Source organism: Nocardia flavorosea NBRC 108225, assembly GCF_001613385.1.
GTDB classification, from domain to species: Bacteria; Actinomycetota; Actinomycetes; order Mycobacteriales; family Mycobacteriaceae; genus Nocardia; species Nocardia flavorosea.
This window is the reverse complement of sequence record NZ_BDCG01000004.1, coordinates 188,392-211,755: the sequence shown is the minus strand read 5'-3', so window position 1 is coordinate 211,755 and position 23,364 is coordinate 188,392. Positions and strand designations below refer to the sequence as shown.

Below are 23,364 nucleotides of genomic sequence, written 5' to 3'. Positions count from 1 at the left end.
CGAAGGGGCTGTGATCCCCCTCCGGCAGCGACGTGCAGGCTACGCAGATACGAAGCCCTTCCCCTCGTCGCCGCATCCACTCGACCGCTGGTCGGGTATCTGCCGATCGTACAGTCGGCGGCACCGGGATCTGTTTGCTCTGCCGGCCCGCCCGTAGCTCACGGGCGGGCCGAGGGCGCGGACGACGCCTGCGTGGCAGGGCTCGGACGGTGCCGTCAGGCGCCCACAAAACGCGCGACAGTTTCCGCCGCCGTGGCGAATCGCAGGAACAGGTCGTTCTCGTGCGGATCACCGGCGGTGACCCGCACACCTTCGCCCGCGAACGGCCGGATCAGCACCCCCGCCGCCGCGCTCGCCTCGGCGAACTCGGTCGTCGCCGCGCCCAGCTCGATCCAGACGAAATTCGCTTCGCTCGACGGCACCCGGTAGCCCGCGGCCAGCAGGCCCGCGCGCATCCGCTCCCGTTCGGCGATCACCGTGCCGGTACGGTCCAGCAGTTCGTGCCGAGCCTCCAGCGATGCCATGGCCGCCGCCTGTGCCACCCGGCTCACGCTGAAAGGGATATGCACCTTCAGCAGCGCGGCGATCACCTCCGGTGCGCCGACCGCGTACCCGACCCGCAGACCGGCCAATCCGTAGGCCTTCGAGAAGGTCCGCAGCACAACGACGTTCGGCCGTGTCCGTCCCAGTTCCACACCGTCGGGATGGTCACCGGGAATGCGCAGGTACTCGTAGTACGCCTCGTCCAGCGCCACCAGCACGCCGGCGGGTACCCGGTCCAGGAAACGGGCCAGCTCTGCCGCGCCGACCGCGGTACCGGTCGGGTTGTTCGGATTGCAGACGAACACCAGCCGGGTCCGGTCGGTGATCGCGGCCGCCAGGGCGTCCAGATCGTGCACATGGTCGCGTAGCGGCACCGTCACCGCGGTCGCGTTACCGACCTGGGTGATGATCGGGTACGCCTCGAACGAACGCCACGCGAAAAGCACTTCGTCGGACGGATCCCCGCAAGTGATCTGCACCAGCTCCTGGCACAGCGCCACACTCCCGCAGCCGACCGCGACCTCGGCCGGCGTCACGCCGAGAAACTCCGCGAGCGCTGCTCGTAGTTCGCCGGATTGATTGTCCGGATAGCGGTTGGCCAGCTCCACCGCCTCAGCGACGGCTTTGCTCGCGGCAGGCAACGGACCGACGGTCGTTTCGTTGCTCGCCAGTTTGACCGCGCCGGGATGGCTGCGGCCGGGAACGTACGCCGGAATGGAATCGAGGTCCGGCCGGATGTGCGCGGTCACGTATCGAGCTTAGTTCCGATCTCGATCGTGCCACGTTCGGGCTGTTCACCTGCCAGTTCTTCCCGCTCCGCGGATATCGCCCTACGCTGGGAACATGTCGGGCACTTATGACGATATTGCGCCCCTGCGGCGCCACGAGCCGGAAACCCCCGGACCCGATCAAGAGCCGACAGCGGCCGCCACCAGCCCCGCTACCGACGAGCACGTGCCCATCACGGTGATCGAACCGGAAGGCTATGCCCGTGGCGGGATCGTGCTGCTCCACGAATCCCGTGAGTTCACCGGATCGTTGCTGGAGTTCATGCGCGCCCTCGCCGGCGAAGGCTGGCTGGTGGTCGCGCCGAACCTCTTCCACCGGGCCACTGCCTCTTCGGCCGGGGTATACGGCGACGAACTGTTCGAAGATTTCGACGCCTGCTTCGATTGGCTCACCAATCGCGGGGTCTTCCCCGACTGCATCGGCGCCCTCGGTTTCGACACCGCCGGCACCGCGGCGTTCCTGGTGGCGACCAACCGGCCGATCGGCGCCGCGATCAGCGTGGCCGCCCGCGGTATCACCGCTCCGCTGGCCGACCAGGCCGAAGCCCTCGTCACTGCCGCCCCCCGGCTACAGGCTCCGTGGCTCGGCCTGTTCGGCGCGGAATCGACCACTCCCGCCGACGAGATAGACCAACTCCGCGACGCCACTGCCCGCGCCGCGGTCGCCAGTCTGGTGGTGACCTACCCGGGTCTGCTGCACCGCGCCGACCAACCCGGCGACGACGAGGACGACGCCGACGAACTCATCGACTCGCAAACCCGCATCTTCGACTGGTTCGACAGCCACTTACGCTGATCAACCAGCCGTTTTGCAGTTTCACACCAAGCTCGGGTAGCCTTTCTGCTCGGCGGTTCGAAAGGACCGGTGCCCTCGAAGAGAAGGCTCCAGGAGGCGTGCCAGAGCGGCCGAATGGGACTCACTGCTAATGAGTTGTCCCTTCACGGGGACCGGAGGTTCAAATCCTCTCGCCTCCGCCACACCCGGTTCACCGGGTGACAACTGAATAACGCGTACGCGCCCGTAGCTCAACGGATAGAGCATCTGACTACGGATCAGAAGGTTAGGGGTTCGAATCCCTTCGGGCGCACAGAGAACAGCCCCCGACCTGCAAAAGCGGATCGGGGGCTGTTTCGTGGTCTCGATGAAGAGACCGGAATCCCATACTTTGCCCGTACAAACGAGCCCTTACTTTCCTCCTGCGTACCGGTCGAGAGCGCTCCGGACATCCGGGCCCTGTGTCTGGCGCTGGAAGTAGTGCTGCTCGGTGGTGGACAGCTTCGAGTGCGACAGCTGAGCCTGAGCCTCGGCCGGCCCGAGGTCATCACGAACCACCGTCGCCACAGTCCGGCGGAAGCTGTACGGCGTGACCCACCCCAACTCATCGGGAAGCGCTGCCCGCAGTGACCGCCGGAGATTTGCCAGGCTCATCCACCCGCCGTCACGGTTGGCGAATACCGGTCCTTCTGGGTCGGTGGCATCGCCGAACAAACCGGCCAGTGCTTCGACGGCCAGTTTCGGGAGGATGACGGTGTGATCAGGAGCGCCGCCCTTGCGCTCATCCTGCCGATGGACCGCCTTACCGACCACTCTCCCGTGATCCAGCGTCGTCCCTGTGAGCGTCATGGTCGGCGGGTCGCCCAGCAGGTCCACGTCACACCACCGCAGCCCCAGCACCTCATTCGGGCGGCACCCGGTCGAGGCCATCACGTCGATGAACTCCAGCAGCAACCGCCCCGGACGAGGCCCACTGACACCCGGCCGATCGCGATACGCCTGCACTGTCGAACGAACCACCGCAAACTCATCGGGTGTCAACGCACGCGCCGGCGCCGCCTTGCTTCTCCTGCGGGTTACCTCCCGGATCGGATTCACCGTCAGGATGTCGTACCGGACCACCGTCGAAAACATGCCGGTCAGTACCACCCGAAGAATCTGCGCCCGCGAAACCGGAATCGTCGCCAGGTACCGCTCAGCACGACTCGTCGAGAGCTCACGCACCCGTAACGCGCCAAGCTGAGACTCGCCGTATTTGTTCCACACCCGGCGATAGTCGTCGCGTGACTGCTGCTTCAGCCTGTCCTTCGACGCTATCCAGACCTCGAACAGTTCCGACAACGACGTCCGCTCAGTGATCGCAGCGCCATGGACAGGTGTAGTCCGGTTCTTGAGATGCCGCAGCAATGACCGCCGCGCATCTTCCTCACTCGAACCGGTCCGCTCAGCCTGCCGACGACGCCCGTCCTCATCACGGACATACGTGGACGCCGCATACCGGCCGGGCCCCACCTTCTTCACCGTGATCTTCCCCCACTCGCCAGGGGCCATGCGCTGTCTGGGCACTGGTCAAGCCGCCTGATCCAGGCCAGCGATGTAGTCGGCGATGGCTTCTTCGGTGACGAACCGCCGGCGCCCGATCTTCACCGACCGCAGCGCCCCCGAGCTGATCAGCTCGTAGTACTTGCTGTGGCCGACCGGAATGCGCTGCCGGACATCCTTCTCCGTGAGCAACCGTGCCATGGTGGTTTCCTCTCTCATGCCGCTACCGGGATTGCCGAAGTGTCTTGGAGTGCAGGTGGACCGGCCGCGAGCAAGGCCCGGGTGTATTCCGCACGCCAGGTTTTGCGCTGGGCAATGGCCGCCATGATCAGGTGATCCCGTGGCGGTGCCGACCGGTCGCCGGGTTTGACCACCGACAGTTGCAGGTGGGAGGTATCCGGCTTGACGATCCCGACCGAGGCCAAGAGTTGCCGAACGAACTCGGCGCGGTCGGCCTTGTGATCGGGAAGGGTCTTGTTCGACCATTGCCGCGAGACAAGGACCCGGCGACCGGGCAAGCCGAGGGTGTCGCGGCGGTGCGCCTTTCCCTTGCAGCGACCCGAAACCGTCTTCTCGGTCGCCCCCCGCGGGACGATGCCATAGCGCAGCCAGACCGGGCACCGAGGCGAGCACGGGGTGTGCTGCAACTCGGCATGCAGCCGCTCGTAGTGCCGGCGAGTGCGGTCGGAATCGGTATCCAGAATGTCGCTGATGGACTTGGTCAAGTACTTGGTGACGTAGCCGACCGCCCGATTCGCCTTCTCCCCCGGCACGAAACCGCGGATATCCGCACGGTCCATCTGATCCCCGAACCGCACCACATGCGCCGGTTCCAGGTCCTCCACGTCATCCAGGAGGTCTTGCACGTCATCGAACCCGAGTAGCGCCGAACCAGTGCCCGGATCGGTGAAGGTCATCTTCGCCGGATCCCAGACGGGGACGATATCGCCGGGAAAGACCTCGCTATCGCGATCGTGCGAGGGCCACCACACCTGGTGATAGGTGGCCGCGGTGACCTGGCGGATGAGGTCACGCGACACCGTGCCCCGGATCAGAATGTGCAGATGCGGTGCGCCGCGTTTCTGCGGTTCGACGGTAGCGAAGTACTGGATGTTCCAGCCCACCGCACGCCGGAGGTTTTGTATCCAGCGGTCGAACAGCGCGGAGAAGTGCACGACATCGCGGGCGGCACGCTCGTAGTCGTAGGAGTCCGGGTCCCGAGGGGAGCCGTCGCCGACGACTTCGCCCTTGTTGTTGGTCGCGCCGTCCCGGTTGATCGCCCCGTACGAGGGCATCGTGAGCGTGATGAACATCGACGGCTGATGCCCGCCGGTGTAGGTGCGCCCGACCGTGGTTTTGGCGACCTTGAGCCGCGGCAGGTTCGGTGCGTCCTGGCGCCGGCGAGTGGACCGAGCACGCCGCGGTTTCTTGTCCTTGTCGAGGGCGGGCAGTCGGCCGCGAAATCCGGAGGCTTTCATTTCCTCGTCGAGGTCGGCGACGATTTCGCGGACCCCGGACATCATCTCTTCGTCACCGTCGGCTTTGGCCTGCTGGTAGGTCTCGAACAGATCCGACCGGGCTGCCAGCAACGCTGTCTGATGCTCCGTGGGTTCGGTTTTCTCGTTTTCGGGTTCGTGGTCGAGATGCCAGCCCTCTCGGCACTGGGTGATCCGAAGGAACCGTGCCTTATCCGCACACGCCGGGCACACAGAGGCGACAGTGGACTTGCACGGGGCACCGAGATAGGAAGCGGTGCCGGTGGTGGGGTCAATGGCCCGCATAGGCAGGGGCCGGATGCAGATGTGTTCTTGTTCGGCGAGGTTCTGTGCGATATCCCGGAAATCCGGCAGGCTACGACGCTGGGCCGCAGTCTGCCGGGCACCAGGCCCCTCGTGCAGAACCGAGGTAGCAACACTCATCAGGCGGAAGCTCCTTCCGGTTTGATCCAGTGGTCCACGCGAGGCAGGAGCACGGTGTCGGCGAGGGCGTCACCGAAGCGGAACCGCAGCTCGACGGTGGCGGGGCCGACAATCGTGGCGTGGCACTGCTCGGCCTTGAACGCGTGGGCGATGGTTTCGGCGCGGTTGTCGTAGTCCGCCGGGCACTGGCCTTCGAGCATCCGCAGCCGCACCCGGTCCGTGCCCTTACCGATCTCCACGCCAGCGAGGCGCGGTGTCACAACGCGGGTTTGGGTGGTGACCGTGAGGTGGCAAGCTTTCATCAGGCGCACCCAGTTCCGGCGATACCGCCACCAGGTCAGAAACCGGGTCCGGGCCCGGTGAGTGATCCACCGCTCGAACATCTCCGGACTCCTGCGTCGCCACAGCATGATCACCGCAGCGAACGCCACCCCGAGCGCGATCCCCGAAGGCCACCCGAACACCACACCCCCGGTGATCGCGAGGCCGATCGGGACCGAGATCGGCGGGAACAGAATGGCCCAGTGGATCGCGGTAGCGAGACCGGTGACCAGGTACCAGCCCGAGTTCAGGACCACGAGTCCGAGCAGGTCGAACGGGTCGCGGCGGGTGCCATTGGTGGAGATGGTGGCAGTGGAGGAATCGCCGTGGTTGGTGGTCGAAAGGGTCAGGCTCATGACTGGTTCTCCGGCTCGAACAGGGCCATTTGACCGGGTCCGGTTTCGTCGGGCTCGTAGTGATAGCAGTGGGGGCAGTGCCACATCGACGACCAGAACCGCGACCATGCCAGCGATTTCGGGGTGGGTTTCACGATCATCGGTGTGCCGCATTCGCAGACCTTCGTGGTCTTGCTGGTCATGCCGCCCACCCCGAACCATCGGTGTCGTCGTTGTCGTTGGTGAAATCCCAGCCGGGCACCGAACCGGTTTCGGCGAGCATGTGCACCGCGACCGATACCGGGTCATGGCCGGCACGTTCGAGGGCACAGCGGCGACGGCTCGCGAGGTCGATGACATCGGCGGGGGCGGTGACAATCAGGTGGCGAGACATAGGGGTAGCTCCGTTCCAGGGTGGGGATGGCTGTGGATAGATCAGTCAGGCCGCGAGCGGGCCCTGTTCGTCGCCGAGGTCGTCCGGATCGAAGCCGGAGTAGTCGGCCTGCGGGGAGAGATCCGGCTGTGCCGGGGAGTACTGCTCGACGATGCGGTCGGCGTCGTTGTCGGTGACCCAGTAGGCGCGGACCCGCACGAACGCGGTAGTACCGTCTTCGCCGACGTAGCCGACACCGGGTGTGTGCTCGGAGATCTCGTCACAGCGCGCACCCCGATCCCGGGCACCCTGGCCGTGCACCATGGCCGTTTGGGTGGGTTCGTCCAGGCGCAGGCCGATCCGGACCGGGAACAGTTGCCGGTTGGGCATGGTCTCTTTGGACGGGTCCTGCAACGCAGCGACCACCGACACCGCAGCAGCGCGGCCCTTGGACAGCAACAGGCCGGTCAGGCGGCGGAACTCCTCGCGTTCGTCACGGTCGGCATACGACGACAACGACGCGGCCTCATCGATCATGACCAGGACCAGCGGCTCATCCACCGAGGGAACGAGTTTGCGGATACCGGCCTGACGCATCCGGGCCAGCCGGTCGTCCATCTCCTGGACTGCTTCGGCGAGCATGGCCAGGATGGAAGCGGCGTCCACAGCGAAGCGGGTGAACAACCGGTCTTCACCGCGCCCGAACTCCGCCCCGCCCTTTGGATCAGCGATCCGCACATCCACCAACCCGGCCTTGATTGCGGGACCGACGCCGTTGAGCAGCGACCACAACACCGAACCCTTACCCGAACCGGTGGCACCGGCGAGCAGGATGTGCCCGTAGAGCACCCGCAGCTGCCACACGTCATGGTCCTCGGTAACCCCGACCGGCACCGCTTCCAGGTCCACCCCATAAGCGAGCAGATCAGTGACCGGGGCGGAAACGGCGAGGGTATCGACGGTGCGTAGCTCCAGGTGCACGAACCCCGGCGACGGGGACGACACGACCACCTCCGGGACCGCGAAATAGTGCGCGAGGGCGTCACGGGTGGCGTCGTTGTTCCAGTCCTTGAGCGATTGGCCGCCCAGCATCTGGACCTCGACCAGCATCCCCGACTCGGTGAGTGTCGCGGCGGTGACGTTGGGAAACCCGGTCTCCCACGAGCCGAGTTTGAGTGCCGGCCACATCAGCGCCAGCTGTGCGGCGTCGGTGACGATCGACGCAGCCGGGGCGAGATCCACCGGCATCGAGGCAGCAGCAGGAGCGGGCTGTTTCACGCCGTCCAGACGACGCCAGTGCCACAGGGTGAACGCGGTCACCGCGGCGGAACCACCCATGATGAACAGGTCGGGCGATACCATCACGCCACCGCCTTCACCAGGTCGACCCGGTAGGTGTTGTCGTGTTCGGTCAGCGCTGCGCCAAGTTCGGCCAGCAGCACCCGAGCTGTGTCGATATCCAGCGAGAAATCGGCATCCCGGTCGAATCGCACCGTCACATCAGCGGAAGTCAGGTAGTCCCACTGGTGCTCACGGCCGTAGCGAAAAAGGCGGGAAGGCCGGTATTTCACGGTCGGACGATCCTCGATCATCCGAGTCATGCTCATGTGGACAGTCATCGGTTACACACCCCCAACAGGGACAGCGATCGGCAGCATGGCTTGGACCGGTCGCGACGGACGAGACGGAGAAGACGGCACAGGTGCCGGAACAGTCGGGGCCGGATCAGGAACCGGCGCAAGAGGGACCGAGACAGGCTCGGACTCGGGTTCAGGAACCGGAGCCAATAGGGGTTCCGGCGCCGGTTCGGTGAGTGCAGACGGCAAAGCCGGTTCGGGCTCAGTCACCGGCACGAGTCCGGGGACGGCCTGAGCCTGGGCACGTTGACGGGCACCCACCCGGAACAACAGGGCCAGCCCATGGGTATCGACCAGCAGCGATATCGGAGCCACCGCCGCTACCAGGGCCGCAGCCCACCCCGGTAGAGGATGACCGGCCGCGACCGCGTGAACAGAGTTACCGGCGACCGAGACCAGCGAGCCGACCACCAGCACCCCGAGGAAGAAGTTTCGTTCGGACTTGTGCTGCGAGCAGACCAGCAACCCGAAGGTGGCGAGCAGGATCGTCCCGTCCACGATCAGCGGGAACAACCACGCATCATCGGCAGGCATCCGAGCCAGGCGGGCGAGGTCTTCCAGGGTGGAGAACGACAGCCGGAACGCTGCCGCTCCCACGCCGAGGATGATGAGCGCGGCGGACCAACGTGCAAGACGCATGCCCGCCGACTGATCCGCCGCCCGCATCACGCCGCCTTACCAGCCGGACGAGCCGCACTCGCGTCGGCCGCAGCCTGCTTGGAACCCGAGTTGTCTCCTGCGATGCCGGTAGCCCGGATGTTCCAGCCGATGCTCTTGAACTCGCCCTGACCGGTGACCTTCGGCTTTACCTGCAAGCCCTCCAACACGATCGGACGCATACCCCGAGCGATTTCGGGGGCCGAGGGAACCGGCTGCTGATCCGCCACGAACACCAGGTCGAAACTCGCCTGCTTCGCGTTCGGGGCCGCCGGATCGGTGACAGTGGCTTTCCACAGCCGCTTACCGGTCCCGTTACCCTCCGCATCCAGGTCCAGACGCTGACGCTTCGGCGCATTGCGGTCGGAGTTGAACTCCGTCATCGGCTCGATCTCGCCGAGCAGGAACAAACCCATTGGGAACGCGTCATCGAACGACGGGGTGAACCACAGATTCTTCATAGCCATTTCAGGGCCCCTTGCTTCGTAGTGTTTGAAGTGCGCTTTCACTGCGCATACACAACAACGTATACGTAGTTGCGTATACACACAAGGGTTTTGCGTATACGCAGTAGCAAGGGGGGTTTACGGGGGACGTCGCAAAGGCGCGTAGTCTGGGCGTGTGTATACGCAGTTGCGTATCGACAGAACAGCCGATACGAGCGAAGGGGTAATCCATGACTGAGCCTGCGTACGTCCGGATCGCAGGAGAGATCGCGCGCGACATCCGCAGCGGTGCTCTACCCGCCCGGACGCAACTACCGAGTTACGCGGAGCTGGCGAAGCGGCACAACGTCTCCGAGATCGTCATCCGCGGGGTCAGGGACCTACTCCTGAGCCAGGGCCTGGTCTACACGATCGAACGCCGCGGCTTATTCGTCGCGGCCCGACCGACATTGGTGCGGATCTCACCCGAACGGCAGATGGAGGACCCCGAGGTGACCTTCGGGAACGAAGCGGCCGGCGGAGACGACGAGGTCCGCATCGAGCGCGAGTCGACGATCGTGCAGGCGGATGCCGAACTCGCCGAAACCTTCGGCATCGGTCCCGGTGACGACATCGAGCACATCACCGTAGCGGCTTCCGAGTACGGGAAACCGACCTCCATCTCCGACAGCTACCAGCTTCCCGGTACGAACATCGCCGAAGCCGAGCAGCTGGAGGAAATATTGGCCGATCGGCCGCCCTCACCCGCACATGCAGTCTGGCTCGAAGTCGCATCCGGAGAACTGGTGAAGAACGTCCAGCAGCGGTTCCTCAAGAACGATGGACAAGTACTGATGATCTCCGACGTGTCCTATCCGAAGGACCGCTACGACTCCTTCGTGTTCCGCATGAACCTCGAGCCGCAACCCTGACCCACCGCAACAAATATGGCCCGGTCCCATCGCGGACCGGGCCATGTTTCGTATGGAGCTACGGTTGCCGAACCCAGCCTTGCGCGACGTCGGCGAGGTTCCACCAGGACACGTACTGGTCGTCGACACTCTCCATCGACCAGTCCGACGCCAGCCGATCGAAGAACGCATCGTCACCGGTCTTGCCCCCCTTGGGTTCGCCCATGAACACCAACCGCCGGCCACCGCGCGACTCGAACAGCTCCAGAGCTTCAGAAGCCATCGTGTTGCCCCAGCCGGGCGGCCAGCACAGGAACAACACCGAATCCGCATCCAGTTCGGCGTCGAATTCATCTAGACCCCCCACCGGGAACCAGACCGCAGGCTGGCCCGGCGTATCCGGGAAGGACGGGTTTGCACTGGTGTCCGGCGGCTCGGAATCGAACGCCTTCACCGGCACACCCTTCTCTGCCAGTAGTCGCGCCCAGTACCCACGACCAGCACCCAACTCGACCACCGTGCGCCCACCACTGAACGTCCTTACCCAATCCAGGGTCTCCGGGGAGGGAATCGCGTACGCGTACGCAGCCTGCAAGATGGTCTGCACGAACCCCAGCCGCACACTGCCATTGGCGCTTCCGCCGTTGGCCGCCCTCCGGTCCCCGTGAGCGCTGACAGCTGGGCCGACGATCTCCCAGTACGGATTGCCGAACTCTGTCGAACCGCCGGTCATGTAATGCACGAACCGCAGGTCGAACGCCGCATCCGCCTCCGGATTACCGGTGCCCGAGAGCATAGGAGCCGTATCCAGGTACTCGGCGACCTTCGGATACTCCGCCGTCAACCGTGGCCCATCGTCGAGCAACGCGGCCAGTTCGGTTCGACGTTCAGGCGTCAGCACGAGACCAGTCATGCTCTCGATTCTTCCGGCACACATCACGTTCCGCGAGTGGTTGCCGAATTTCGCCATACAGGATCAAGGGCGACGGCGCTGCGCGCCGCCGCCGCACTACGCCACGCAACCGGCGCCCTGGCTGCGCTGGCGGGCACCGGGCGCGGCGGTGCGTCGGCCGCACGCTGCACCGTCAACGCCCGACCCGAGATGGCTGATATTCGATAACCGAGAAGTGTGGGCACGACGAGAGCCGTACCCGACTTACCTCCCGCAGTCGCACACGAATCGGCCGGCACTCTGCCCGGTCAACCGGCTGTGGTCCGGTCCTTGGAACCGATGACTGATCTCGCCGAGGTGCCAAGCCGGGTGAAAGGATGACGACCCATGGGCACATTCAGTATCTGGCACTTCGTCATCCTGTTCGTTGCTTTCTTGAGCCTGGCTGTGGCCGTAGTAGTCGTTGTGCGGGTGACAAGGTCAGGTCGGCCTCGTCAACCGCAACCACCGACCGCGGTCCAACCAGGCTGGTACCCCGATAACCTGAATCCCGCGCAGCTGCGCTGGTTCGATGGGTATCAGTGGACTGATCAAGTCCAACAGCGCTGACTTCGCTCATCGCCAAAGCATCTGCGCGACCTTCGGCCGCGTGGCCCTGCTGGGTGGTGGCCTGCATTGTGTTCCCGCGTCCCTCCACCGTCAAGAGCGCCTACGGCGTCACTACGTGATGGCTATCGCCACTCTTGACCGCGGAGCCTCTACGCGAGAAGGGCAGGCCCTATCGGGGCAGGCGGGTAGCCAGCCCCACCTATGCGCAGACCACCACCCACCAGGGCCATGGACGGGGGCACGACTCGATGATCCCCTACTTTTCCCGTACAAACGTCCGCGGACAAGCCCGAACGGAAGCGGACCCGAAAACGGTGACCGGTGCCCAAATCTGTTGCCACACAACGCCAGCGATGGACGCGGGCGGACAGTCATGTACGCGCGAATGGATCAGAAGGTTAGGGGTTCGAATCCCTTCGGGCGCACTCCACTCGATGACCGGCCCATGCCCATAAAGGCGTGGGCCGGATCTCGTTTCGCCATATTTCACATGGACGCAGGCTCCATACCGCGGCCGGGCCTCGTTGCCTGACACGCCACTACATCCTGGGGAACCAACCGAATCGGGCGACCTCTAAAACAGTGGCGTTCGGCGCCGTGTCCGCGATGTCGTCGAGCAAGTCCTCGACTTCGGAGACCGACCCCGAACACGTCAGCTCCGCACCTCGTCCGCAAATCGCCTGCGGTCGTCGGCCGGAGCGGTCAGTTCGTTCAGCGGCCCGGGTGGCGGAGCCGGGCCGGACAGACGTAGCCGAGACCTTGCCCGTCCACAAAATGGAAGTTACTCTCAAAAAACAGTGACTTCCAAAAAAGAGAGGCTGTCATGTCGGCCCTGCTCTATCGGATCGGGCGGTTCAGCTTTCGCGCTCGACGACTCGTTCTCCTGTCCTGGGTGCTTCTCGTCGCCGTCCTAGGGGTGGGCGCCGCGACTCTGGCCGCGCCCTCCGCGACGACCTTCAACCTGCCGGGTACGCAATCCCAGGAAGCTTTCGATCTGCTCGAGGAACGGTTCGCCGATCTTCCGCTCGACGGCGGGTCGGCCCAGATCGTGTTCATCGCCGAGAACGGCTCGGTGACCGATCTCGCCCAACGGCAGAAAATCGACGAGGTGGTCCGGGCGGCAGCCGGGGCACCAGAGGTCGCCGCTGTAACCAGCCCCTTTCAGAACGGGCTGATCTCGGCGGACCAGCGGATCGCGGTCGCCGAGGTGACCTACGCGGTCTCCTTCGAGACCGTGCGTGATTCGAGCCGTCAGGAACTGATGGAACTGGTCGAACGGAGCAGTTCCGCCGATCTGCGCACGGCGGTGGGCGGCGACGTGATGGAGCTGATGCCGGATGTGAGCAAAGAGCTCCTCGGACTGCTCGTGGCCGCCGTTGTGCTGGTGATAACCCTCGGATCGCTGGCTGCCGCGGGCATGTCGTTGATCGCCGGGGTCACCGGCGTCATGGTCGGCCTCCTGGGCATTCTGACAGCAACGGCGTTCCTGGATCTCGGTGTCACCACTCCGATCCTGGCGCTCATGCTCGGATTGGCCGTGGGTATCGACTACGCGTTGTTCATCGTCTCGCGCTACACCCACGAACTGTCCCGGAATCCCGACCCGGAGGACGCCATCGGCCGGGCGGTGGCCACGGCGGGATCCGCGGTGTTCTTCGCCGGTACGACCGTGGTGATCGCGCTGACCGGACTGAGCGTGGTCGGTATCGGGCTGCTCACCGAAATGGGTCTCGCCGCGGCGGTGACCGTGGCCGTCGCCGTGCTGGTGGCGATCACCCTGCTGCCGGCGCTCCTCGGATTCGCCGGGCGCCGGGTCCTGCGGCGCGGGCGGCGAGAACAGTCCGCCGACGCTACTACCGAAGCCACAACGGGCCGTACCCTGGCGTCGCGCTGGGCCTCGCTGACCACGCGGCGGCCGGTGACAACCCTCGTCGTGGCGCTCCTCGGACTCGGCATCCTGACTCTTCCGGCACTGGACCTGCGCCTCGGCGTGCCGGATCAGGGGACCTACCCGGAACACACCACTCAGCGCCAGGCCTACGACGCGGTCTCCGAAGGTTTCGGTCCGGGATTCAACGGGCCGCTGCTGGTCGTCGTCGACCTGGCCGGCGCGGCGCATCCCACCGACACCGCACAGCGGGTCCATACGGAATTGGCCGGGACCGAAGGGGTGACGATGGCCGCGCCCCCGGAGTTCAACCCGGCGGGCGATACCGCGATCATCGGCGTCGTCCCGCGGGGCGGGCCGGACAGCGAGGAAACCGAGCAGCTGGTGCAACTGCTGCGCGGCAGCGTCACAGATACCGTGGAGGAGTTCGGTGCCCGGATCGCCGTCACCGGAACCGCGGCCATCATCATCGATTTCAGCGACCGGATGGCCGATGCACTGTTGACCTACCTCCTGGTGGTCATCGGCCTGTCGTTCGTACTGCTGATGACCGTATTCCGCTCCGTCGTCGTCCCCCTCAAGGCGACAGTGGGTTTCCTGCTCAGTCTGGGCGCGACCTTCGGCGTCATGGTGGCCGTATTCCAGTGGGGTTGGCTGGAATGGCTGGGTATCCACACCACCGATGTCGTGGTGAGCATGCTTCCGATCTTCATCATCGGTGTGGTGTTCGGGCTCGCCATGGATTACGAGGTGTTCCTGGTGACCCGGATGCGGGAGGAGTACGTGCACGGCGCCTCACCGACCACGTCGGTCCGGGCCGGTTTCGGACACGGTGCGCGGGTGGTCTCCGCGGCCGCGATCATCATGGTGAGCGTATTCGCCGGTTTCGCCTCCGGGGATGCGAGCGATATCGTGCAGATCGGTGTAGCTCTGGCGGCCGCGGTCGCCGTGGATGCCTTCGTGGTGCGGATGACCATTGTCCCGGCGGTTCTCGCGCTGGTCGGAGACAAGGCGTGGTGGCTGCCGAAATGGCTGGACCGGATCCTGCCGGACCTGGACGTCGAGGGCCGCAATCTCGGCGGCGGACCCGAGCCGGATACCACCGAGGAACTCGCCCATTCGTTTGGCCGGCCGGTCGAGGGTTCGGCAAAATGATCCTATGAGTACCGGTGGCCTGCGAGAACTGAAGAAGAAGCGCACGCGCGAAGCCATCCAGGATCACGCATTGCGCCTCTACCGGGAGCAGGGGTACGCGAACACCACGCTGGAGGAAGTGGCGGCGGCAGCGGAGGTCTCACCGAGCACGCTGTTCCGCTACTTCCCCACCAAACCCGATACGGTGTTGTTCGACCGCGTGGACCCCATCTTCCTCGAGAAGTTTCTCGCCGAGCCCGCCGGCCTCTCGCCGATACAGGCCGCACGTAACGCCATTCTCGGTGTCCTGAACAGCACGGACATCGATATGGCCGCACTGGAAACCATCCGGATGAAACTCATCGCCACCGTGCCGGAGCTCCGCGCGGCCGTGGTCACGAAGATCGAGACGGATCTGCCGCCGTTCATCGAGGCTTTCGCTCAACGCGTCGGCCGCCGGCCCGATGATCCGCTGGTCCGGTACTGGACAGGTGCCGTCGCGGGTGTGGCAGTGATGGCCTATCTGCGTGCGGTCGACAACGACGAGGACATCTACGTCGTGGTCAACGAGGCACTGCAGTTCCTGGAGGACGGTATGCCTCTCTGACACAACAGAACCGCCACCCGAGACCTCTTGTGGGGGCCCGGGTGGCGGTTTCGGTGGCGCAGCGCCCGCTGGGCTACCGGAAGGCGCTGCCCTGTTCTCGGTCGAGCGCCGTCTCACTCTTGTTCTTCAAGGCGAAGAGATACACGAGCAGCGATGCGAAGACGACGACGGTCACGTACACGATGAACAGGGTCACGTGGCCTCCGTTCTTCGCGGCCTGGTAGATCATCGGCGCGGTACCACCGAACGCCGAATTCGCCAGCGCGTACCCGACACCCACGCCCAAGGCCCGGATATGCGACGGGAACAGTTCGGCTTTGACGATGGCATTGATGGAGGTGTAACCGGTGAGGATGATGTAGCCGATACCGGTCACCAGCACGGTCGCCGCGATCGAGGTCGCGTCCTGGAGGTAGGTGATGAGGAACCAGGTGTAGGCGACACCGCCGGCGCCGAAGAACACCAGCACGGGTTTGCGGCCGACCTTATCGCTGATCATCCCGCCGACCGGCTGCAAGAGCATGAGGAAGATCAACCCCGTCAGGTTGATCCAGGTGGCCGTCATACCCCGGTCCCCGAACGCGGTCTTGATCATGGCGGGGGCGTTCACGCTGTAGACGTAGAAGGCGAGGGTGCCACCCATGGTCACCAGGAAGCACAGCACCAACGGACGCCAATGGTTGCCGACCAGCTCCCGCAGCGATCCCGATTCCGAATCCTCACCCCGCTGTACGGCTTCGAGCTGCTCGGTACTGAGCGATTCGTCCATACTGCGACGCAGCCAGAACACCACCACCGCGGCGATACCGCCGATGAAGAACGCAATACGCCAGCCGTAATCGGAGATCTCCTGCTTGTCCATGAACAGTTGCAGCACCAGCAGGGTCAGCTGGGCGAGCACATGACCACCGACGAGGGTCACGTACTGGAAGGAGGAGAAGAAACCGCGGCGTTCCCGAGTGGCGGCCTCGGACATGTAGGTCGCCGAGGTGCCGTACTCACCGCCGGTCGCGAATCCTTGCACAAGCCGGCACAGGATCAGGATCACGGCGGCACCCACACCGATCACCTCCCGCCCCGGCACCAGCGCGATCACCAGCGAACACGCCGCCATGAGCGAAACGCTGAAGGTGAGTGCCGCGCGCCGGCCGTACCGGTCGGCGTAGCGGCCGAAGAACCACGACCCCACCGGCCGCATGAGGAAGGTGACGGCGAAGATCGCGTACACGTAGACGGTGGAGTTCTTATCCGCCGAATCGAAGAAATGACTTTCGAAGTACGAGGCGAACACCGTGTAGACGTAGACGTCGTACCACTCGACGAGGTTGCCGGACGATCCGCGCAGGGTGTTCCAGACGGCGCGGCGGGTCGACGCCCGCGAGGATGCCGGTTCGCCGGACCCGGCCGGGTCCACGGTAGTGGTTTCGGACATTCGCGCTTCCTCCCGTTCGCCAGTGCGCGCCGGCGTGCTGCCCGCGCCGCTGCAGGCTCAGTCTGCAGGCCGGAAACCGGATTCGGAGCAGACTGCAGGATTTCCGGACAGCACAGGCGCCCCACACCGCCGGAATCTCGTCGGCCGGTACGGACGGGCAAGCGGTCGGCGCACCGTCACCGCGGCCGGCGCGGCTATCGCGTGTCCGGCGGCGGACCGGAGTACGCGAAGCCGAGCAGTCCGGACAGGTCGCGCAGGCATTCTTCGTATACGGGTTCGAGGTCGCTGTACGCGAAGTCCAATTGGCGCAGCACCTCCATGCACAGCAGACCGTAGAGACGGATCCAGCAGGACAGGAACACATGAGCTGCCTCGGGTGGCAGCCGGTTGTCGATGGTGGCGCAGTATTCACGGAGTTGCCCGCGCAGCGAGCCGGGAAGTTCGGTGGGTACCGGAAACGGCTGTTTTTCCCATAGCTCGACCGTCAGATCCAGTAGGACCCGTTCGAACCGCACGGCGGCCTGATGCCGGACCGACTCCGGCCGCCGCTGGCGCGCGCCGACCGGGCCGGCGAAGATCCAGCCGAATTCCGCCGGATGGGCAACCGCCCAGAAACGCATTGCTCGGCATACCGCCAGAATTCGCGCACCCACGGTGCGATCACCGGCCGCGTCGCGGGCATCAGCCATTTCGGCCGCCAGTTCGTCGAAGAAAGTAGCGGTCACCGCGCCGACGAGCTCCTCGTGACCGCTGTAGTAGTGGTACAGCGCAGGGCCGCTCATTCCCATACGCCTGGCCACCCCGTTGATCGTTACCGCACCGGACCCCTGTTCGACCAGTAGATCCCGTGCGGTCTGGTGGATTTCATGCAGGGTTGCGGCTCGCAGCCTGGCCTTCCGGCCACCGGCGGGCACCGTCATACTCCCGGCCTCCTTTCACCCTTGACATATTACACACTCTATGGATGCTTAATACTACTAAGTAAACCGAAGCGCTATAAGGAGATGATGGTTGTGCTGTATTGGATTCCGGCGGTATTGCTGCTGGTGACAGCGGTGTGGTGGCGGCAGTCGAGAAGGGCGCACCTGCGTGGGCTCCCGACTCCGTCGTCCCGGAAAAGCCCGAGCGCGGGACAGCAGCCGTGAAGGCAGTGATCGTGGGCGGCGGTATCGGCGGGCTCGCCACCGCCGCGGCCTTCCACCGGCAGGGCTGGGATATCGAAGTACTCGAACGCGCTTCAGAATTCGCGGAAGCCGGAGCGGGTCTGACCATTCAGCCCAATGGATTGCGCGCACTCGACCTGCTCGGCATCGGCGATATACGCCGGATAGGCCGAATCGTCGACCCGCCTTCGGGAATACGCGCCGAGAACGGAACATGGCTGATCCGCAACGATGTCGACGCACTGAAACACCGGTTCGGACAGTGGGTCACGGTGCACCGCGCCGACTTGATCGAACTACTTTTGAAGGCGATTCCTACGGATAACCTGTGCCCCGGCGCCGAGGTCCAGCGGATACACCCGGACGGCACAGTCGCGCATACGGCAGGGACGACCTCCGGCGACCTCGTCATCGGTGCGGACGGTCTGCGCAGCATCGCCCGCCGCACACTGTGGCCCACCGGCCCGGAGCCCCGCTATGCGGGCTACACCACCTGGCGCTTCCTCGCCGAGGACCCAATCGTTGCGGAGAGCGTGGAAACCTGGGGCCGCGGTGCACGATTCGGCCAGGTCCCGATGCCGGGCGGACGCGCCTACTACTATGCGATGGCAAACGCGCCGGCCGGGTCGAGGCTGGGCGCACCGGATCTACGTGAACGTTTCCGAGAATGGCACGATCCGATTCCGGCCCTGCTGGCGGCCGTCGACGACGAGACAGTGCTACAGCACGACACCTATGAGTTGCCGGCTCTCCCCGCCTTCGTGACCGGCCGGGTCGCGCTACTCGGCGACGCCGCCCACGCCATGACTCCCAACCTCGGTCAAGGCGCCTGCCAAGCGCTCGAAGACGCGGCCACTCTCGTCGAAAAGGTCACCGCGCTCGGCATCGCCGAGGGCCTCACGGCCTACGATCGGGCTCGACGAGCACGCACCCGGATGGTGGTCCGCCGCTCCCGGCAGGCCGGTGCCCCCGCGCACTGGACCAATCCGGTCCTGACCGCGCTGCGCGACGCCGCTCTCCCCCGCCTTCCCGGCGCAGTCTTCGGGCGTTCCATAACTCCCGCCTACGCATGGCCGAACTGACCCGAGCAGAGGAACCCGATGAAGTATTCCCGCGTAACACTCGCCGCGGTCGCCGTGGTCACCATGACCGGCGCCGTACTGGCCGACCTGGTGGTTCCCCCGCTGGCCGCACAACACGCGTTCAACGACAACTGGCCGCCGCACGCCAAATTCCACGACGCCCAGTACATGGTGATGACCGTGCTTCTCGGCCTCATCGGTCTCGTCCTGCTGCGCAGTGGACCGAACCTCCGCGGTCGTGTGCTGTGCGCGGCCGCGGTTCTGTCCACGCCCTGGATCGGGATGATCGCCGCGCTCGGATTCCCCGGGACCGCCACCTACGACCCCGAGTTCCGCGAGGAGACGCTGTTCATCCTCGGTCTGCACGGACAGGTCGCCTTGGCGATCATCCTGCTCGTCGCCGTGGGTGGCGCGGTGTTCGGGATACTGCGTGTGGACTCCACCGCGCGATCCCGGTGACCGTGCCCGGGAGTCGCAGAATGGGCCCGTCAGGGGTCAGCCGCGCATCGCCGCTCGCATTGTCGCGACGACTCCACCGTCGACGAGCAGGTCGGTGCCGGTGACGAAGCTACTGGCGGGGTCGAGGAGGTAGGTGGCTGCCGCGGCGATGTCTTCCGCGGTGCCGATGCGCCCGGTCGCGGACTGTTCGATCATCTGCCGCATCCGCGCTCCGGACTCGCCGGCGAGTTCGTCACGACCCTGCGCAGTGGAGATCACGCCCGGGCTGATCGAATTCACCCGGGCGCCGGACCGGCCCCATGCCCCCGCGGCGGCCTGTACGCGGATAGTCGCGCCGCGCTTGGCAATCGGGTAGGCCAGCATCGGATGCAGCGCGGGTTCCGGGTTCAGGAACGGCAGGCCGGCCAGTTCCGCCGTCGGCGTCGCCGCCAGCGCCGTCTCCTGCTCGGCGGTGAGCTGAGCCAGATGCCCGGCCATACTGGCGATCACGACGCCCGCTGCACCGCGGGCCATCAGTGGTGCGAATTCGTCGAGCACGTAGGCCACTCCGCACAGATCGACCCGCACGATCGCCTCGGTGGACGCTTTCACCGGAGACACTCCCGCGGTGTGCACGAGATGCCGGATCGGCCCGGTGGCGGCGGCCGCGGCCGCGAGCTCGGCCACTGATGCCGGATCCCCGGCGTCCACCTGATGGGTACTCACCTCGAACCCCTGCTCGGTGAACTGCGCGGCCGCCTCGGTCAGCAGGCGTTCGTCGAAATCCGCCAGAAACAGGTGCCGGCCGCTGCCTATCCGGGCCGCGACGGCCCGTCCCATACCCCCGACACCGACGACAACGCTGACATCCGTCTTCATCTCGCTCTTCCCTCCGAACCGATTACGCGATGAGGCGCACTGTAACTCGGGGCGCCCGGGGCCCGGGGCCGTCTCCGGCTTTCTTGCGAACCACTTCGGAGCCGACCATCGGCAACCTCTCCCGGCACCCGACTGTGCTGGACATGCGGGGCTGGTGGAGATAGAGGACGCTGCCGGCTCGGTATCAGCCGGTCACCATCGGAACCACGTAGGTCCGGGCGAATTCGCCGAGTTGTTCATCGGATTCCAGCGGGACCAGGCCGGAGGGGCAGAGGATGAACGAATGCACCACCCGGCACACCAGTTCCGCGCGAGTGAGCAGGTCGGCCGGTTCGACGAGAAGGCCGGAGTCCGCGGCGCGGCACAGGGCGGTGTGGGCGGCGGCGACCGACATCGCGAATACGGGACCACCCTCGATGGTGAGTTTTTCCAGGATTCGCTCCGGTTCCACATCGAGCATGCGCCGGACGAGAACGTGTTCGCGCCATCGGGTGATGATGGTGACGAAGATATCGGCGATCATGTCGTCGAGGCGTTCATGGCGGGTGGATATCGCATCGACCTCGGTGAGTACCGCGGCCACCTCGCGGCTGACCACGGCCTGGACCACATCGTCGCGTGAGCCGACGCGGCGGTAGATGGTGACACGGTCGACTCCGGCCTGGCGGGCGATATCTTCGATCGTGGTCTTCTTGACCCCGAACTCACCGAATCTGATCAACGCCGCGTCCAGAATGCGGGCTTCGATACCGTCCTGCAGCCCTGGGGACGATGTGTACGCGGCGGACATGAGCTAACGCTAGCAAGAGCGCCGTCGGCGCAAACACCTATCGGCCAGGACGCAAACGCCTATCCTGCACTCGCAATATTGCAACATTGCCATTAATTCTGTTGCCATGTAGATTCGCCGAATGGTGCAGACCACCCAAGCAGCCGCTTGTTTCTCGCTGGTGCGTCTTCCGCTCCGACTATCGGGGCACAGCTGATGGGCACCCAGGCACCGGCTCGCGGCCTACAGATGATCGGCGCGGCAGTCGACGCCTGCCGATCGATATTCGTGACACATCGGCCGGCATCGGTGCTGCCGCGGTCGAAAATGCTCTGGCACAGCGGATTCAACCGTCGGCTGATCGTTGCCGCCATCCAGCGGGAAGCAGCCGATGTGGTCGCCGTGGTCCTGGTCGACTCCGAGGGAGATCCCTTACCGGCCTGGCTTCCCGGCGCCCACCTCGACGTCTTCCTCCCCTCCGGCCGGCAGCGGCAGTACTCGCTGTGCGGGAATCCGCGCGACCGCTCCGCCTACCGGATCGCCGTACGGCTCATGCCGCACGGCAACGGCGGCTCGATAGAAATCCACGAAAACCTGCGCAGCGGAGATATTCTCCGCGTCCACGGCCCCCGCCACACCTACCCGTTCGTCGACGCCGACGACTACCTCTTCATCGCCGGCGGTATGGGCATCACCGCGCTCCTGCCCATGGCGCGGGCGGCGGGGCGGCGCGGCACATTGATCTACACCGGGCGCTCCGCAGACTCCATGCCGTTCCGAGACCAGATGCCCGGCGCCGAGATCCGGCCCGACGACGAATTCGGTAGCCCGGATATGTCCGAGCTACTCGCCCGTGCGAACCCGGGTACCGCCGTCTACGTCTGCGGCCCCCCTCCGATGCAGGAAGCCGCAGCCCGCCTCCTCCCTCGGGTGAACCCCACATGCTCCTTGCATCTGGAGCGTCATCAGGCGCCCCGCGCCCACCGCGCGGTAGCGGCGGACCTCACCGAAGCATGAAAAAACCTCCGACCCGGTTGCCCGGATCAGAGGTTATGGCGGTGGCGGCGGGATTTGAACTCTTCTCACCCCCTGGTAGCAGCCCCTAAACTGCGCTGACCTGCAAAAACACGCTATTCGGGTTCAATGCAGATCACCGGGTATCAAGTAGCGTTGGGGGCAAAATGTGGGCAGCGGTCGGTGGCTCTCCCGGCGAGTTCGTCCGGCTGAACGGCGTGAGTCACACGGGTACGGCGCCGACTCGTTTTGCGAGCTTGCCCAGATCACGGGTCGTGAGGTCGCGCCGGGCGCTGCGGAGCATGAACCCGACGACCTCGCGGACGTGGCCCATGTTGCGGACCTTCTGCGGTGCCGCGTGTTCTGCCCGCAACAGGGCGTGCAATGACCGTTGGTAGTCCCGGCGCAGCGCATGAGCCCGGCCGACTTCCACGAAGTACTGTGCCCGCCGCCCCTCCGAAGGCAGTTCGTCCGGGGCGAGGGTTGGCGCGAGGGTGAGCACCTGTTCGGCGTCGCGCCGCTCCATCGCGGCCGACAGCCGCCACAGCGCGACGTTCGCCGGGCCGAACGTGGGATTACGCAGCAATGGCGTGCCAGGCTCGGCGCCGGCGAGCTTGGCGGTGTGCTCGGCCGCCTCGGCGAAGTGCGGTTCCGGGTCTCCGCCCACGGTGGCGGTCGCCAACCCCGCCTGTAGCCGGAGCATGCCGGAGTGCTCGACATCGCCCACGGAGCGCGCAGCGGCGCTCAGTTCATCGGCGGCGGTCTCCGCGTGTCGGAGCGCGGCACGCAGCCCGCCGGCCCGAGTCATGAGCATCTGTGAGCGCGTGAATGCGGCGGCGGCCAGTGCCGCAGTACTTCCAGTGCTCCGCGCCGCGGTTTCCGCTGCCTGGGTTGCAATCCACGCCAGGGAGCTATGCCCGAACCGGCGCAGGACCGACGCGGAGGTGATCGCGGCGGAGGCGAGCACATCGCCCGCCCGGTCACGCTCGGCGCCCTCCGCGCGGTCAATGGCCTGGTACGCCGGGGTTCCCGCGTTGGTGCTGGCCTGGTGTTTGTTCTGGCCGACGCAGTGAATCACATCATCTTGATAGGTGCGACGCGGGCGCATCATCTTGGTAGCGGTGCGTCGCAGATAGCGCGTCACGCCAGGTGACGCAGGGCCGAGCGACGCGGAATCGGCGCCCCGACACTACTGGACATGAGTCCAAATCGCGCCGTTTCTGACCACCGA

At 65.6% G+C, this 23,364-nt stretch carries 25 protein-coding genes and 2 tRNA genes; 10 read left to right on the top strand and 17 right to left on the bottom strand.

Annotated elements, in window-relative coordinates; translation table 11 throughout:
• Window positions 1-215 precede the first annotated feature (215 nt).
• A complete protein-coding gene (hisC, locus tag NFL01S_RS04825; protein WP_062971853.1) occupies window positions 216-1,292 on the bottom strand; it encodes a histidinol-phosphate transaminase in 1,077 nt (358 codons plus the stop codon).
• A gap of 94 nt (window positions 1,293-1,386) precedes the next feature.
• On the opposite strand from hisC, the gene NFL01S_RS04820 reads away from it, so the two are divergent.
• From NFL01S_RS04820 to NFL01S_RS04810, 3 genes are all read left to right on the top strand, one after another.
• Window positions 1,387-2,127: a dienelactone hydrolase family protein gene (locus NFL01S_RS04820; RefSeq protein ID WP_062971852.1), complete on the top strand. Its 741-nt coding sequence runs from the start codon at window positions 1,387-1,389 to the stop codon at window positions 2,125-2,127.
• Between the two features lie 92 nt (window positions 2,128-2,219).
• Window positions 2,220-2,309, top strand: a tRNA-Ser gene (locus NFL01S_RS04815).
• Window positions 2,310-2,346: 37 nt separating this feature from the next.
• Window positions 2,347-2,419, top strand: a tRNA-Arg gene (locus tag NFL01S_RS04810).
• Between the two features lie 98 nt (window positions 2,420-2,517).
• Here NFL01S_RS04810 and NFL01S_RS04805 read toward each other — a convergent pair.
• The 10 genes from NFL01S_RS04805 to NFL01S_RS04760 are packed head-to-tail and all read right to left on the bottom strand — an operon-like array spanning window position 2,518 to window position 9,399.
• The gene (locus NFL01S_RS04805; protein ID WP_062971851.1) at window positions 2,518-3,672 is read right to left on the bottom strand and encodes a tyrosine-type recombinase/integrase; all 1,155 of its coding nucleotides are present in this window, start codon (window positions 3,670-3,672) and stop codon (window positions 2,518-2,520) included.
• A gap of 3 nt (window positions 3,673-3,675) precedes the next feature.
• Window positions 3,676-3,867 carry a helix-turn-helix domain-containing protein gene (locus NFL01S_RS04800; protein ID WP_062971849.1) on the bottom strand — a complete coding sequence of 64 codons (192 nt, stop codon included), beginning with the start codon at window positions 3,865-3,867 and terminating at the stop codon, window positions 3,676-3,678.
• A complete protein-coding gene (locus tag NFL01S_RS04795) occupies window positions 3,864-5,567 on the bottom strand; it encodes a replication initiator (protein WP_062971844.1) in 1,704 nt (567 codons plus the stop codon). Before NFL01S_RS04795 ends, NFL01S_RS04800 begins: the two co-directional genes overlap by 4 nt.
• On the bottom strand, window positions 5,567-6,244 hold the full coding sequence (locus NFL01S_RS04790) for a hypothetical protein (RefSeq protein ID WP_062971842.1): 678 nt from the start codon (window positions 6,242-6,244) through the stop codon (window positions 5,567-5,569). Before NFL01S_RS04790 ends, NFL01S_RS04795 begins: the two co-directional genes overlap by 1 nt.
• On the bottom strand, window positions 6,241-6,426 hold the full coding sequence (locus NFL01S_RS04785; RefSeq protein ID WP_062971840.1) for a hypothetical protein: 186 nt from the start codon (window positions 6,424-6,426) through the stop codon (window positions 6,241-6,243). Before NFL01S_RS04785 ends, NFL01S_RS04790 begins: the two co-directional genes overlap by 4 nt.
• Window positions 6,423-6,617: a hypothetical protein gene (locus tag NFL01S_RS04780; RefSeq protein ID WP_062971839.1), complete on the bottom strand. Its 195-nt coding sequence runs from the start codon at window positions 6,615-6,617 to the stop codon at window positions 6,423-6,425. The genes NFL01S_RS04785 and NFL01S_RS04780 overlap by 4 nt, the downstream gene beginning before the upstream one ends.
• 45 nt (window positions 6,618-6,662) lie before the next feature.
• Window positions 6,663-7,958: an FtsK/SpoIIIE domain-containing protein gene (locus tag NFL01S_RS04775; RefSeq protein ID WP_062971837.1), complete on the bottom strand. Its 1,296-nt coding sequence runs from the start codon at window positions 7,956-7,958 to the stop codon at window positions 6,663-6,665.
• Window positions 7,958-8,188 (bottom strand): hypothetical protein, encoded by a 231-nt coding sequence (locus NFL01S_RS04770; protein ID WP_062971835.1) that lies wholly within the window; start codon window positions 8,186-8,188, stop codon window positions 7,958-7,960. The genes NFL01S_RS04775 and NFL01S_RS04770 overlap by 1 nt, the downstream gene beginning before the upstream one ends.
• 30 nt (window positions 8,189-8,218) lie before the next feature.
• Window positions 8,219-8,872 (bottom strand): DUF2637 domain-containing protein, encoded by a 654-nt coding sequence (locus NFL01S_RS04765; protein ID WP_084492455.1) that lies wholly within the window; start codon window positions 8,870-8,872, stop codon window positions 8,219-8,221.
• Window positions 8,873-8,898: 26 nt separating this feature from the next.
• A complete protein-coding gene (locus NFL01S_RS04760; RefSeq protein ID WP_245670519.1) occupies window positions 8,899-9,399 on the bottom strand; it encodes a hypothetical protein in 501 nt (166 codons plus the stop codon).
• 167 nt (window positions 9,400-9,566) lie between these two features.
• Between NFL01S_RS04760 and NFL01S_RS04755 the strand changes: the two genes are divergently transcribed.
• Entirely contained in the window at window positions 9,567-10,247 is a 681-nt protein-coding gene (locus tag NFL01S_RS04755; RefSeq protein ID WP_062971829.1) for a GntR family transcriptional regulator, read from the top strand.
• Between the two features lie 58 nt (window positions 10,248-10,305).
• Here NFL01S_RS04755 and NFL01S_RS04750 read toward each other — a convergent pair whose 3' ends face one another.
• Window positions 10,306-11,139 (bottom strand): class I SAM-dependent methyltransferase, encoded by an 834-nt coding sequence (locus NFL01S_RS04750; RefSeq protein WP_062972423.1) that lies wholly within the window; start codon window positions 11,137-11,139, stop codon window positions 10,306-10,308.
• Window positions 11,140-11,505: 366 nt separating this feature from the next.
• Between NFL01S_RS04750 and NFL01S_RS37535 the strand changes: the two genes are divergently transcribed.
• The 3 genes from NFL01S_RS37535 to NFL01S_RS04740 all read left to right on the top strand — a co-directional run bounded on the left by NFL01S_RS37535 (window position 11,506) and on the right by NFL01S_RS04740 (window position 15,356).
• Window positions 11,506-11,727, top strand: a complete 222-nt coding sequence (locus tag NFL01S_RS37535; RefSeq protein ID WP_084492408.1) for a DUF2510 domain-containing protein — start codon at window positions 11,506-11,508, stop codon at window positions 11,725-11,727.
• A gap of 823 nt (window positions 11,728-12,550) precedes the next feature.
• Complete coding sequence (locus NFL01S_RS04745; protein WP_062971827.1) at window positions 12,551-14,770, top strand: MMPL family transporter; 2,220 nt, start codon at window positions 12,551-12,553, stop codon at window positions 14,768-14,770.
• A gap of 4 nt (window positions 14,771-14,774) precedes the next feature.
• The gene (locus tag NFL01S_RS04740; RefSeq protein WP_062971825.1) at window positions 14,775-15,356 is read left to right on the top strand and encodes a TetR/AcrR family transcriptional regulator; all 582 of its coding nucleotides are present in this window, start codon (window positions 14,775-14,777) and stop codon (window positions 15,354-15,356) included.
• Window positions 15,357-15,429: 73 nt separating this feature from the next.
• On the opposite strand, the gene NFL01S_RS04735 is transcribed toward NFL01S_RS04740, so the two are convergent.
• Together NFL01S_RS04735 and NFL01S_RS04730 are read right to left on the bottom strand one after the other, a co-directional pair.
• The gene (locus tag NFL01S_RS04735) at window positions 15,430-16,788 is read right to left on the bottom strand and encodes an MFS transporter (protein WP_062971822.1); all 1,359 of its coding nucleotides are present in this window, start codon (window positions 16,786-16,788) and stop codon (window positions 15,430-15,432) included.
• Between the two features lie 194 nt (window positions 16,789-16,982).
• A complete protein-coding gene (locus NFL01S_RS04730; protein WP_062971821.1) occupies window positions 16,983-17,708 on the bottom strand; it encodes a TetR/AcrR family transcriptional regulator in 726 nt (241 codons plus the stop codon).
• 101 nt (window positions 17,709-17,809) lie between these two features.
• On the opposite strand from NFL01S_RS04730, the gene NFL01S_RS04725 reads away from it, so the two are divergent.
• Together NFL01S_RS04725 and NFL01S_RS04720 are read left to right on the top strand one after the other, a co-directional pair.
• On the top strand, window positions 17,810-19,033 hold the full coding sequence (locus NFL01S_RS04725; protein ID WP_210744537.1) for an FAD-dependent monooxygenase: 1,224 nt from the start codon (window positions 17,810-17,812) through the stop codon (window positions 19,031-19,033).
• A gap of 18 nt (window positions 19,034-19,051) precedes the next feature.
• Complete coding sequence (locus NFL01S_RS04720) at window positions 19,052-19,492, top strand: DUF6640 family protein (protein ID WP_062971820.1); 441 nt, start codon at window positions 19,052-19,054, stop codon at window positions 19,490-19,492.
• 36 nt (window positions 19,493-19,528) lie between these two features.
• Here NFL01S_RS04720 and NFL01S_RS04715 read toward each other — a convergent pair whose 3' ends face one another.
• Together NFL01S_RS04715 and NFL01S_RS04710 are read right to left on the bottom strand one after the other, a co-directional pair.
• Window positions 19,529-20,350: an SDR family oxidoreductase gene (locus NFL01S_RS04715; protein ID WP_062971818.1), complete on the bottom strand. Its 822-nt coding sequence runs from the start codon at window positions 20,348-20,350 to the stop codon at window positions 19,529-19,531.
• A 184-nt stretch (window positions 20,351-20,534) separates the two neighbouring features.
• Entirely contained in the window at window positions 20,535-21,140 is a 606-nt protein-coding gene (locus NFL01S_RS04710) for a TetR/AcrR family transcriptional regulator (RefSeq protein ID WP_062971816.1), read from the bottom strand.
• Between the two features lie 195 nt (window positions 21,141-21,335).
• On the opposite strand from NFL01S_RS04710, the gene NFL01S_RS04705 reads away from it, so the two are divergent.
• The gene (locus NFL01S_RS04705; RefSeq protein ID WP_062971814.1) at window positions 21,336-22,136 is read left to right on the top strand and encodes a ferredoxin reductase; all 801 of its coding nucleotides are present in this window, start codon (window positions 21,336-21,338) and stop codon (window positions 22,134-22,136) included.
• A gap of 220 nt (window positions 22,137-22,356) precedes the next feature.
• Here NFL01S_RS04705 and NFL01S_RS04700 read toward each other — a convergent pair whose 3' ends face one another.
• The gene (locus NFL01S_RS04700; RefSeq protein WP_157116242.1) at window positions 22,357-23,211 is read right to left on the bottom strand and encodes a hypothetical protein; all 855 of its coding nucleotides are present in this window, start codon (window positions 23,209-23,211) and stop codon (window positions 22,357-22,359) included.
• Window positions 23,212-23,364: the final 153 nt, after the last annotated feature.